General features: G+C 53.5%; 7 protein-coding genes and 3 pseudogenes. All 10 read left to right on the forward strand.

What is annotated here, in order from left to right:
* Position 1 precedes the first annotated feature (1 nt).
* Positions 2 to 4,201, forward strand: coding sequence for an RHS repeat-associated core domain-containing protein (locus AWM79_RS13620; protein WP_060783069.1), 4,200 nt, complete (start codon positions 2 to 4; stop codon positions 4,199 to 4,201).
* Between the two features lie 2 nt (positions 4,202 to 4,203).
* Entirely contained in the window at positions 4,204 to 4,803 is a 600-nt protein-coding gene (locus AWM79_RS13625; RefSeq protein ID WP_060783070.1) for a hypothetical protein, read from the forward strand.
* Between the two features lie 89 nt (positions 4,804 to 4,892).
* Positions 4,893 to 5,336, forward strand: coding sequence for a DUF6386 family protein (locus AWM79_RS13630; RefSeq protein ID WP_017132262.1), 444 nt, complete (start codon positions 4,893 to 4,895; stop codon positions 5,334 to 5,336).
* Between the two features lie 212 nt (positions 5,337 to 5,548).
* Positions 5,549 to 8,338 (forward strand): annotated as a pseudogene (locus tag AWM79_RS13635) (RHS repeat-associated core domain-containing protein); the annotation flags it as partial.
* A gap of 3 nt (positions 8,339 to 8,341) precedes the next feature.
* Complete coding sequence (locus AWM79_RS13640) at positions 8,342 to 8,881, forward strand: imm11 family protein (protein ID WP_060783071.1); 540 nt, start codon at positions 8,342 to 8,344, stop codon at positions 8,879 to 8,881.
* Positions 8,882 to 9,201: 320 nt separating this feature from the next.
* Positions 9,202 to 10,281: pseudogene (locus tag AWM79_RS13645) on the forward strand (RHS repeat domain-containing protein); the annotation flags it as partial.
* A gap of 356 nt (positions 10,282 to 10,637) precedes the next feature.
* Positions 10,638 to 11,177 carry a hypothetical protein gene (locus AWM79_RS13650; RefSeq protein ID WP_017132265.1) on the forward strand — a complete coding sequence of 180 codons (540 nt, stop codon included), beginning with the start codon at positions 10,638 to 10,640 and terminating at the stop codon, positions 11,175 to 11,177.
* 20 nt (positions 11,178 to 11,197) lie between these two features.
* Positions 11,198 to 11,506 (forward strand): hypothetical protein, encoded by a 309-nt coding sequence (locus AWM79_RS13655; protein ID WP_017132266.1) that lies wholly within the window; start codon positions 11,198 to 11,200, stop codon positions 11,504 to 11,506.
* A 78-nt stretch (positions 11,507 to 11,584) separates the two neighbouring features.
* Entirely contained in the window at positions 11,585 to 13,123 is a 1,539-nt protein-coding gene (locus AWM79_RS13660) for an IS3 family transposase (protein WP_017132267.1), read from the forward strand.
* Between the two features lie 28 nt (positions 13,124 to 13,151).
* Positions 13,152 to 13,409: pseudogene (locus AWM79_RS13665) on the forward strand (transposase); the annotation flags it as partial.
* Positions 13,410 to 13,417 lie beyond the last annotated feature (8 nt).

A 13,417-nucleotide genomic window follows, 5' to 3' on the forward strand; every position in this document is an offset into this window, starting at 1 on the left:
CATGTTCGAAGCCGCAAGGTTTGGTGACGAGATAGCGCACACGAGTGCACTGGGCGGGTTCCTGATCGGCGCCGCGCTGGGTATTGCCCTTGTCGCAGCAGTTGCCATCGCAACGTTCACGTGCGGCTTTGGCGTAGCTTTATTGGCAGGTCTTGCGGCAGGCGTCGGGGGTAGTCTGCTCGTTGCGGCAGGGGAGGCGATAGGGAGTAGTTTCTCTTCTCCCTCCGGCACCATCGTCACCGCTTCGCCAAACGTTTTCGTCAACAGCCGAAAGGCTGCTCATGTTGAGCAGAGCATCGGCGCGTGCGACAAGCACCCTGGCCCGGTAAAGGTTGCGGAAGGTTCCACCAACGTTTTCATCAACGGTACCGCTGCAGCGCGCAAGGGCGACAAACTCACGTGCGGCGCAACCATTTCCAGTGGCTCTGGCAACGTTTTCATTGCCGGCGGGACGCATCGCTATCTTCCGGTAGATGACGAGATTCCGGGGTGGTTGCGCACGACCGTCGACATCCTCATGGCCGTGGCCGGTGCTGCCGGTGGTATTGCCCAACTGATCAAGGCTGGGACTCAGGCTGGCATGAAAGCCATCATGCCCTGCGTCATGAAATTCACTGCCGGGTTCGTCGCGGGTGAAGTGGCCAGCCGCTACGTCGTTGGGCCTGCGATTGATCGAGCGGTTGGTGGTCTTGCGGGCAATCCCGTGGACACCACCACGGGGCGTAAAGTCATCCCGGACGAAACCGATTTCAGCCTCTCCGGCCTGATGCCGATTGACTGGTCGCGCTTTTACGCCAGCGACCTGACCGTCGATAGTGTGCTGGGTCAGGGTTGGGTACTGCCTTGGGAACAAAGCCTGCGCCGCAGCGGCAAGTTTGTTTACCTCACTGACAATCAGGGTCGCACCATCCCGTTTGTGGACGTGCAACCGGGCGAGCGTATTTATAACCCCCATGAGCAGGTGTATCTGGTTTGCACGGAAGGCGGCCACTACCTCCTGCAAACGCTGGACAACATCTTCTTCTACTTCGGCGAAGTGCCGGACGATAACGCCAATGTCCCGCTGCAACGCATTGAAAACGCCCTCGGGCACTATCTGCATTTCACCCGCACCGTCGAAGGCACCCTGACCGATATCAGTGCCACGGGCGGCGTGCGCGTGCATCTGCATTACGAGCATCCGCTGGGTCGCCTGACTGACGTCCGACGGGTAGTGGACAACGAAGCCGTTGAAACCCTAGTCCAGTACCGCTACGACGATAACGGCCAACTGATCGAAGTGATTAACCGCAACGGCGACTCTATGCGCCGTTTCAGCTACGCCGAAGGCATGATGGCCAGCCACAGCAATGCGCTGGGCTTGAGCTGTCATTACCGCTGGGAAACCCTCGACGGTCAGCCCCGTGTGGTCGAACACTGGACCAGCGACGGCGAGCATTACCATTTCCGCTATGACCTGAAAGCCCGCACCACCTGGACCACGGACGTGCTGGGCCGCGAGCTGGAGATCCACTACAACGAAGATCATCGCGTGACCTCAAGCCGAGACTTCGGCGGTGAGCATTACGTCATCGATCTCGACGACAACGGCAACATGACCGGCATCACGCTGCCGGACGGCAACACGCTGACGCTGAAATACGATGAATACGCACGCCTGATCGAAGAGACCGATCCGCTCGGCCGCAAGATCAGCTACAAGCATCATCACCTCACCACGCTGGTGACACAGGTAACCTATCCCGACGGCAGCGTCTGGAAGGTTCAGTACGACGACAAGGGCAATCTGCTCGCCGAAATCGATGCCCTCGGCCACAAGACCGAGTACCTCAACAGCGACGACGGCCTGCCCCACACCATCATCGACGCGACGCAAAAGTCGAAATACCTATGGTGGAACACCCTCGCCCAGGTCGAGCGCTTTCAGGACTGCTCGGGCAAAAGCACGTATTACCGCTACGACGAGCGCCACCATCTGGTGGCCGTCACCGATGCCCTGAATCAAACCACGAGGCTTGAACGCAAACCCGACGGCGAAGTGCTGCGCATCGACCATCCGGACGGCACGGCGGAGAGCTTTACCTACAACGCTCTCGGCCAGGTACTGACGCATACCGACGGCAAAGGCCAGACCACGCGTCTGCTAAGAACCGCGAGAGGCCTGCCCGCCAGCCGTCAGGATGCGAAAGGGCAGCGGATCAGCTACGAATACGACAAGGCCATTCGCCTGACCGCGCTGGTCAACGAAAACAACGCTGCCTACCGATTCAGCTACGACGCTTCCGATCGATTGATCGAAGAAAAACGCATCGACAACCTGACCCGACGTTTCGCCTACAACCTCGGCGGGCATCTGACTCAGGTTGAGGAAACCGGCTACGGCGAACGGGCCGAACGGCCACAGCGCACGACGGAATTTGAACGCGACACCATCGGCCGTCTGCTGGCCAAGGTCAACAGCGACGCCCGTCAGGATTATGTTTACGACGAGGCAGACCGGTTACTCAGCATTCATCGCCTGCCGAGTGCCATCGGCAAGACGCTTGGCGTCAGCGAAGAAACACTCGACTTCGAATACGACATCCTCGGCCGCCTGATCCAAGAGACCACGCCCCAGGGCGCCCTGGCCTACGAATACGATCCGCTCAGCAACCTGACCACGCTGACGCTTCCTACAGGCCAGCACCTGAATCACCTCTATTACGGGAGCGGCCACCTGCACCAACTGAACCTCGACGGCCAGTTGATCAGCGACATGGAACGCGACGACCTGCACCGCGAGGTCTACCGCACCCAGGGCAAACTCACCAGTTGTTTTGGCTACGACGCCATGGGCCGTAAGGCGTGGCAGTTCGCCTCCAATCTGCCCGCCGACAAGCTTTCACAGGTGCACAACACCGGCATCAACACCAGTCTGTTGGTCGAGCACGCCTACAACCCGATCCACCGCCGTTATCAATACGACCCGGCCGGCGAACTGACCCGCACCCTCGACAAACTGCGCGGCGAAATCAAATACGAATACGAAGCCAACGGCCAGCTCCACAGCCGCGACACCGGCCAACTCGTCGACAGCGAAGAGTTCCGCTACGACGCCGCGGCCAACCGCCTGAACTTCAGCACCAGCCAGTTCGACCACGTCAAAGACAATCGCATCAAGCAATGGCGCGATCAGGAATACAGCTATGACCCGTGGGGCAATCTGGTTGAAAAGCGTATCGGCCTGACCACGTTGCAGACCTTCAGCTACGACTGCGAAAACCGCCTCGTCAAAGCTGAAACGATGGTTAACAGCAGGCTAGAAAGCACTGGCACGTATCGCTACGACAGCCTTGGCCGACGGGTTGGTAAGACCTCAACCGTTAACGGTCAGGCCCAGCACAAAAACTTCCTCTGGCAAGGCCTGCGGATGCTGCGCGAACAGACGCCGGGGCAGAGCAGCTTGTACATTTATGAGCCCGGTAGCTACGCACCGTTGGCCCGCGTTGATCAAAGCGAAGGGGAACAGCAGAAGCTTTACTACTTCCATACTGACCAGATTGGTACGCCGTTGGAAATGACCGACGTCGAGGGCCAGATCGTCTGGCAAGCGACGTACAAGGCGTGGGGTTCCATCGAAACGCTGGCGGTGAACGAGGTTGAGCAGAACCTGCGGTTCCAGGGGCAGTATTTCGACGACGAAACGGGGCTGCACTACAATACGTTCAGGTATTACGATCCGCAGGTTGGGCGGTTTATTACGCAGGATCCGATTGGGTTGGCGGGTGGGGATAATCTTTATAGGTATGCACCAAGCTCCATTGGGTGGATTGATCCCTTAGGACTCTCTTGTGGCTCTGACGCTAAGGTGCTGCGGGGGAATCTGGGTCAAAGCCCTGTCGGAGGTGGGCAGTACGATGCTCATCACATTATTATGTCTAACTCGAAAGATCCGAGAATGATAGCTCTTCGTGACAAGATGAAAGAGCTTGACATCGATATTAATGACAAGCGTAACGGGATCTGGTTGCCTAATACTGAAGCGGCGAGAGTCCCTGGCACGACTGCCACCCCCCATAAGGGAGCAGGCGTTCATAGTAATGTGTATAAGCAACATGTGTTTGATACGTTGTCGGAGCAAAACACAAGAAGTGATTTCTTGAGTAGTTTGGGGGATATCAAGAAATCTTTGGCTGAAGGCATTAATTTTAAGGTGTTGTGATTATGGTTTGTTCTGATCTAAAAGATCTAAAAGATCTGAAAAATGAACTGCTACAAAAAATTCAAGATGAAGATTTTCTAATTGGTTTTATGGATGAACTTCAGCCCGATCAAGTATTATGGGCGAGCGGGCCTTCATTTACTATTGTGCCGCTTGAGCTTGAAATGTCAGGGGTTAAGCCCGCTAAGACTTCAAGTAATGAGCCGAAAAATAAAAAAAATGCCACTAAGAATTACCTGTTAGATAGTAGGGTGTTAAAAATTGAGGTCTATAATGCGAATGCTACTTTGCATGAGGTTGAACTGTTTAGATTTTCTGACGACAGAGTTTATTCGCTTCGTAAAAACAAATATGGTGAAATAACTTGGCTAAAAGCTATTGAGCTGGTCGGGGGTGAGGTGTTACGGGGTTGTCGCGTTGATGCTGATATGGAATATTGGGCGTATAGATACAGTTTGAGTACCAATAAAGTGCGTGAAATTGTTACGTTGGCAAGTAACAGCTTGGCAGGCGTGATAATAAAGGCTGAGTATGATTTCGATGGGGCAGTAGATAGGCTTTTTTTTACGGCGGAAGGGAAGGACGTCGATATATACCCTTAAGGATGCTGTCGGGTTGACTTTAATATTAATGGTCGTATCAAATTAAGCTGCGCGAGTTTTATTGTAGCTTTATAAGTCGAGGTGTGCTGATGATTGCAGGGTTTTCTGTTGTTACTGATACCGCGACTATCGCAGTTTTTGATCTGCAAGCAATCAAGCATAGGATTTCCGACACTTCAGACTGGTGGAGTATTGTAGAAGATGAAATTTACGAAGTGAATGAGGGGAATATTGCTTTCTTCGGGTTGGGGGAGGATGGAAAGTTTAATATCAGGATATCCGACAGCTTGAATGGGGAAGATGGCCTGCTAAATATTTATTTTCCGTCAGGCCAAGTTTTTATCGGCGCCGGTGAGGATACGACCGGAGGAGATTTACAGCCTGATGGCTCAGATGCAATTCAAGGAGCAATGCTGGATTTTGAGCCAGGAACTTATCAGGTTAAGTACAAGAAAACCAACGATGCGGTAGAGTTCTCGTTTGAGAGGTCTGATACTAGGAAGAATTCTCTAACAGAGGCAATAAAGTTATAATTTAGGTGTGCTAGCAAGTTTTTCCCTCTAATAGGTTTAACAAAAGTAGCTCTTTAAAAATAAGCTTGCAGGTTGCTGCCAACCTTGTCTCAGCTACCTGCCATTTTATATCTAGAGCAGGTTTCCCTAGTCGCCATTCCAGGAGGTTAAGGTAATCTGACTTAGCACTACCTTCTATAGAACTGGACAACATCTTCTTCTACTTCGGCGACGAGCACTGGACCAGCGACGGCGAGCATTACCATTTCCGTTACGACCTGAAGGCCCGCACCACCTGGACCACGGACGTGCTGGGCCGCGAGCTGGAGGTCCATTACAACGAAGATCATCGCGTGACCTCAAGCCGCGATTTTGGCGGTGAGCATTACGTCATCGATCTCGACGACAACGGCAACATGACCGGCATCACGCTGCCGGACGGCAACAGGCTGACGCTGAAATACGACGAATACGCACGCCTGATCGAAGAGACTGACCCACTCGGGCGCAAGATCAGCTACAAGCATCATCACCTCACCACGCTGGTGACACAGGTGACCTATCCCGACGGCAGCGTCTGGAAGGTTCAGTACGACGACAAGGGCAACCTCATCGCCGAAATCGATGCCCTCGGCCAAAAAACCGAATACCTCAACAGCGACGACGGCCTGCCCCACACCATCATCGATGCCGACTACAAGTCCAAGTACCTGTGGTGGAACACCCTGGCTCAGGTCGAGCGCTTTCAGGACTGCTCGGGCAAAAGCACGTATTACCGCTACGACGAGCGCCACCATCTGGTGGCCGTCACCGATGCCCTGAATCAAACCACGAGGCTTGAGCGCAAACCCGACGGCGAAGTGCTGCGCATCGACCATCCGGACGGCACGGCGGAGAGCTTTACCTACAACGCCCTCGGCCAAGTGCTGACGCACACCGACGGCAAAGGCCAGACCACCCGGCTGTTGAGAACCGCAAGAGGCTTGCCCGCCAGCCGTCAGGATGCGAAAGGGCAGCGGATCAGCTACGAATACGACAAGGCCATTCGCCTGACCGCACTGGTCAACGAAAACAACGCCGCCTACCGGTTCAGCTACGACGCTTCGGATCGGTTGATCGAAGAACAACGCATCGACAACCTGACCCGACGTTTCGCCTACAACGTGGGCGGTCATCTGACCCAGGTTGAGGAAACCGGCTACGGCGAACGGGCCGAACGGCCAAAACGCACGACGGAATTTGAACGCGACACCATCGGCCGCCTGCTGGCCAAGGTCAACAGCGACGCCCGTCAGGATTACGCTTATGACGAGGCTGATCGGCTGCTCAGCATCGAGCGTTTGCCGAGCTCAATCGGCAAGACTCTTGGCATCAGCGAAGAAACACTCAACTTCGAATACGACCTCCTGGGCCGCCTGATCAAAGAGACGACGGCCCAGGGCGCCCTGGCCTACGAATACGATCCGCTCAGCAACCTGGCCACACTGACGCTGCCTACAGGCCAGCACCTGAATCACCTGTACTACGGCAGCGGCCACCTGCACCAACTGAACCTCGACGGCCAGTTGATCAGTGACATGGAACGCGACGACCTGCACCGCGAGGTCTATCGCACCCAGGGCAAGCTCACCAGTTGTTTTGGCTACGACGCCATGGGCCGCAAGGCTTGGCAGTTCGCCTCCAACCTGCCTGCCGACAAACTGTCCGGGGTGCACAACACCGGCATTAACACCAGTCTGTTGGTCGAGCACGCCTACAACCCGATCCACCGCCGTTATCAATACGACCCGGCCGGCGAACTGACCCGCACCCTCGACAAACTGCGCGGCGAAATTAAATACGAATACGAAGCCAACGGCCAGTTGCACAGCCGCGACACCGGCCAACTGGTCGACAGCGAAGAGTTCCGCTACGACGCTGCGGCCAACCGCCTGAACTTCAGCACCAGTCAGTTCGACCACGTCAAAGACAACCGCATCAAACAGTGGCGCGATCAGGAATACAGCTACGATGCGTGGGGCAATCTGGTCGAAAAGCGCATCGGCCTGACCACGCTGCAGACCTTCAGCTACGACTGTGAAAACCGCCTCGTCAAAGCGGAGACGCTGGTTAACAGCAAGCTTGGAAGTGTCGGCACGTATCGCTACGACAGCTTGGGTCGACGGGTCGGCAAGACCTCAACAGTCGACGGCAACACCCAGCACAAAAACTTCCTCTGGCAGGGCCTGAGGATGCTCCGCGAGGAAAGCCCACAACAAAGCAGCCTGTACATCTACGAACCCGGCAGCTATGCGCCGTTAGCCCGCGTTGATCAAAGCGAAGGCCAGGAGCAAAAGCTCTACTACTTCCACACCGACCAGATTGGTACGCCGTTGGAAATGACCGACGTCGAGGGCCAGATCGTCTGGCAGGCGACGTACAAGGCGTGGGGTTCAATCGAAACGCTGGCGGTGAACGAGGTTGAGCAGAACCTGCGGTTCCAGGGGCAGTATTTCGACGACGAAACGGGGCTGCACTACAATACGTTTCGGTATTACGATCCGCAGGTTGGGCGGTTTATTACGCAGGATCCGATTGGATTGGCGGGCGGGGATAATCTTTATAGATATGCTCCTAGTGCTGTCGGTTGGGTCGACCCACTAGGCCTCTGTTCAAAGGCTTTAAGCAGTAATATGACAAAAGCCGGAACCCCTCGTCCCGCAAATTCAGCCGCTCACCATATAGTCGGGGATACATCTAAACTCGCAAACCCTGCAAGGAAGGTACTAGCGAAGCATGATATCAATGTGGATGATGCAGTTAACGGGGTTTTCTTACCCAATCGAAATAATATTGATCCTGCTCTTCCCGGTATATTGCACAACGGTAAGCATCCAAACTCATACTTTGAAAGTGTGAACGAGCTGATAGTAAACGCCGACAAGGCTGGTGGGAAACCGATGGTATTGAAAACTATTGATAAAGTTCGGAGTACATTGCTGGCCAGTCTTCGTGACGCCCAATGGTCCGGGCTATTTGGGTGAGATATGAAAATCTATACTATAACTCAAGATGACAAATACAAAACTTTGGTTGATGGCGAGCAAGTTGAAAGCTTGCAGGAATTTGCCACGGAACTTGCTTTTAGAGAAGCTAGCTTAGATCCTGAAAGCGAATTGTATTCTGTTGTATACAATTCTGATGATAAAAAAAAGAAAGCCTCGTCAGATTTTTATACGTATTTTAGGCCCGTTCTGATTTTGTCGAAGAGGGCTTATGATGAACTGATTTTTTTACAGGACCTTCCGTGCTTGAGAATATCTAGCCCTCGTACTGATGATGTTGCAATTTTCGTGTCAACAGTTTTGAAAAATGCTTTTGACTACGAAAAATCTGATTACGATAAGGGGCCAAACGGATACGTTGTTTACAAACCGGTTCTGAAACTCTCTGCAGATTGCACTGAAGCTATATTTCGTATCGCTGAAAGCCCGCAGAGCTTGTTTGTTAATCAGTTGTTTAAAGATTCTGTTGAATCCAAAGGACTCAAAGGACTCAAGTTTCGGGAGGTGGAGTGTGGTATTTAAGGATGTTGGAGGCGCTTAAGATTTTTCGCATCAGCCAATCCTTAATACTGGCAGCATTAACGTAAGCCAGCGTTCTTTAATAATTTAGAGGGTGCGGTGGTTGCCAATTTTTGGCTCAACCACCTTGCCATTTTGTCTTTGCTCGGTATGCGAGCAATTTATAGCCGCGGAGCTTAACGAACCGCGCCCAGGCCTGCGACTACGATCCGCTCAGCAACCTGACCACGCTGACGCTGCCTACAGGCCAGCACCTCAATCACCTGTATTACTGCAGCGGTCACCTGCACCAGTTGAACCTCGACGGGCAGTTAATCAGCGACATGGAACGCGACGACCTGCACCGCGAGGTCTATCGCACCCAGGGCAAGCTCACCAGTTGTTTTGGTTACGACGCCATGGACCGCAAGACGTGGCAGTTCGCCTCCAACCTGCAGATGGACAAACTCTCCGGAGTGCACAACCCCGGCATCAACACCAGCCTGCTGGTGGAACACGCCTACAACCCGATCCATCGCCGCTACCAATACGACCCGGCCGGCGAACTGACCCGCACCCTCGACAAACTGCGCGGCGAAATCAAATATGAATATGAAGCCAACGGCCAACTGCACAGCCGCGACACCGGCCAACTCGTCGACAGCGAAGAATTTCGCTACGACGCCGCAGCCAACCGTTTGAACTTCAACACCAGCCAGTTCGACCACGTCAAAGACAACCGCATCAAGCAATGGCGCGATCAGGAATACAGCTACGACCCATGGGGCAACCTGATCGAGAAACGCATCGGCCTGACCACCCTGCAGACCTTCAGTTACGACTGCGAAAACCGCCTGGTCAAAGCCGAGACGCTGGTTAACAGCAAGCTTGAAAGTATCGGCACGTATCGCTACGACGGCCTTGGTCGACGGATCGGCAAGACCTCAATAAAAGACGGCAAAACCGAGCACAAGAATTTCCTCTGGCAAGGCCTGAGGATGCTGCGCGAGGAAAGCCCGCAACAAAGCAGCCTGTACATCTACGAGCCGGGCAGCTATGCGCCGTTGGCCCGCGTTGATCAAAGCGAAGGGGAAGAGCAGAAGCTTTACTACTTCCATACTGACCAGATTGGTACGCCGTTGGAAATGACCGATGTCGAGGGCCAGATCGTCTGGCAGGCGACGTACAAGGCGTGGGGTTCCATCGAAACGCTGGCGGTGAACGAGGTTGAGCAGAACCTGAGGTTTCAGGGGCAGTACTTCGACGACGAAACGGGGCTGCACTACAATACTTTTCGGTATTACGATCCGCAGGTTGGGCGGTTTATTACGCAGGATCCGATAAGTATTCTCGGCGGTGCCAACCTGTACCAATATGCCGTAAATCCTTTGGGGTGGCTCGATCCACTAGGGTGGGCCGGTAATCCTGCGAACGCTACCCACATTACCTACGAGGGGATAAAAAATGGTAAGCCTTACATCGGCTATGCGAGCAAGCCAGGTTTAGGACATGCTGCTCAAGATGTATTGGAATATATATATTCCAGCACTGCACATTTTGATTATGACCCGGTTCCAATCTTCGTTGGGGATGGGCAGTCTGGAAAAGATACTGCTCGTGGCCTAGAACAACGGATATTTGAAGATAAGAATGGCTTGGAAGGCACTTCGAATAAGCAGAACCCAGTAGGCAAGAACAATCCCAATAGAGATAGATACCTTGCCGCGGCTGATGAGAATAGAGCAGGTGGGGCTAAATCTAGTGGTACCAAAGGAGTAGCATGTTGAAAAGTTTAAAGTGGGAAGAGAACCAGGTTCTCAGTGTTAAGGTCGGCGACAATTTGTTCACGCTTGCGCAGATGAGAATAAATTATCTGATGGAGTTCTTTGATGTGTTCAGAAGTAATGAAAATTGGGGCGAGGTAGATTTAAACAAAGAGAAAATAATTTTTTGTATTTTTGTATCTACAAAAAACCTCAAAGGTATATTTTCGGGGCAGATGTCTAGTGATGTTGTAGTTAACAGTCGTCCAATAAGAAGGCGGATGTTGTCTCCGGTTTTTGGTGCGTCCGGCAATAATGGAGCCAACTTGATTGACCTTGCTGATGGATATACTAATATTGGTGCTGAGACGGTGCAGTCCTCGCTAACAATAGATAAGGATTTACAGTTAATTTATGACTATGAGTCATGTGGGATGGCTGGAAGCCCTGAAAGAGTTTTAAACAGATTAAAGGTTTATTATGAAACTGGTGTTAACTGGGATGAGACCAAGGTGTTTCTGTTTTCTGATATCAAACCGCCGCAACCGTCACGTTGAGCATTTCAAGGAGATTTCCCATGGACGCTATAGACGCAGCTGCTTTACATCGACAGCTAGATCTGCTGGATGGGGACGAGGAGGTCCTGAAGAGGATTAGGCCGGTAATATCGGAGTTGGTACGAAATCTTGAAGCTTTGCCATGCTCAAGCTTCGGCAAAGGCGCACTCCCCATGTTTAAACGCTGCATAGTCAGGCTAAACTCTTTCGAGGAAGACATTGAAACAGTGGAGCGGGAGTCATTGTTGGATGTTATTTATCGACTGGGCGAATTGGTAGGTTTGACTCGAGAAAGTGAGTTTGCTGAGGAGTGGCGTGGTGATTGGTAGTCGGGTGAGTTGTGTATTTTTGATTAAATAGCTAAGCTGGGGATGCGGCGGAAAACTTGGACTACCTGGAGGTAGTTCATGTATTCATACGAAGACCGCATCCGAGCGGTCGAACTCTACATAAAAGTGGGTAAACGCATCGGGGTGACGATTCGTCAGCTGGGCTACCCGACGAAGAACTCTTTAAAGAGCTGGCATGCAGAGTATGAGCGATGCCTCGACCTGGCGCGTGGCTACAAGACCTCGAAGTCGAAGTACTCATTGGCCCAAAGGGAAAAGGCTGTCGAGTACTATCTCGAACACGGTCGCAGCATCGCCGCTACCGTCACGGCGCTGGGCTACCCGGCACGGGATTCGTTGCGTGCCTGGATTTACGAATTGCACCCCGAGTTGCATACGCGTGTCGTTGGCCGATCTGACGGGTTGGCCCGCCCGCCAGCGATGAAGCATGCAGCGGTCATCGCGCTGTGCACGCGAAAAGAAAGTGCGAAAGCCCTGGCTGAAAAACTAGGCGTATGTAGGCCGACCTTGTACAACTGGAAAAACCAGCTACTCGGCCCAGAGGTATCTGCATCCATGAAACGCCGACTAGACGCCCCATCGTCATCGGAGCGAGAAGAGTTGGAACGACAACTCGAATCTCTCAGGCTCGACGTGCGCCGTCTGCAGCTTGAACACGACCTGTTGATGAAGGCGAATGAACTCATAAAAAAAGATACGGGCATCCACCAGCAGATACTGACCAACCGGGAGAAGACATTGCTGGCTGATGCCCTGAGGCAGACATACTCCTTGTCAGAGTTGCTTGAAGCGCTGGGCTTGGCCCGAAGTTCCTATTTCTACCATCGAGCCCGAATGCAGGTGGCGGAAAAATACACCGAAGTGCGTCGTGCCATGGCAGACATCTTCGAGCGCAATCATCGCTGCTATGGCTACCGACGGATGAGGGCTTCGCTGAGCCGGCAGCGCGTGCGTTTGTCAGAGAAGGTGGTGCAGCGTTTGATGAAGCAGGAGTGCCTGGTCGTCGCCAAGCCAAAACGGCGTCGATACGGTTCCTACCTCGGGGAGATCAGTCCCGCGCCGGAAGATCTCGTCAACCGGGACTTCACAGCTGTTGCTCCGAATGAGAAATGGCTGACTGACATCTCGGAGTTCCAGATCCCGGCCGGCAAGGTGTACCTGTCTCCAGTCATCGACTGCTTCGATGGGAAGGTTATCAGTTGGTCGATCGGCACGCGTCCCGACGCCGAGCTCGTGAACACGATGCTGGATGCCGCTGTCGAAACGGTGGCCGGCATCGATAAACGGCCTGTGGTTCACTCCGATCGTGGCGCGCACTACCGCTGGCCCGGCTGGTTATCTCGCATCGCTGATGCGAAGCTGATTCGGTCGATGTCGCGCAAGGGCTGCTCACCTGATAACGCGGCTTGTGAAGGCTTCTTCGGCCGGCTGAAAACGGAGCTGTTCTATCCTCGCAACTGGCAGTCAACGAGCATCGAGCAGTTCATTCAAGCCCTTGACTCATACATCCGCTGGTACAACGAGAAACGCATTAAGATTTCCCTCGGCGCTCTCAGTCCCGTTGAGTATCATGAGAGCCTGGGCTTCGCGGCATAACTAGTCCAAGTTTTTGTCTGCATCCCCGATGGGTCAATTCTGCATCAGCGATAACAGCCGTACCTTTTTCGCTGAATTCAACCGCGAGGCCGCAGGTCTCGTGCTCGATCAAGGCTATAGCCACATTGACGCCTCCCGCTCGCTGGGCGTTGTCGAGTCTGCGCTGCGTCGCTGGGTCCATCAGCTTCAGCAGGAACGTAATGGCGTAACCCCTCAGAGCAAAGCCCTGACGCCCGAGCAGCAGAAAATCCGGGAGCTGGAAACCCGGATTGCCCAAAAATCCAGGATCCGCCC

Source organism: Pseudomonas agarici, assembly GCF_001543125.1.
GTDB lineage: Bacteria > Pseudomonadota > Gammaproteobacteria > Pseudomonadales > Pseudomonadaceae > Aquipseudomonas > Aquipseudomonas agarici.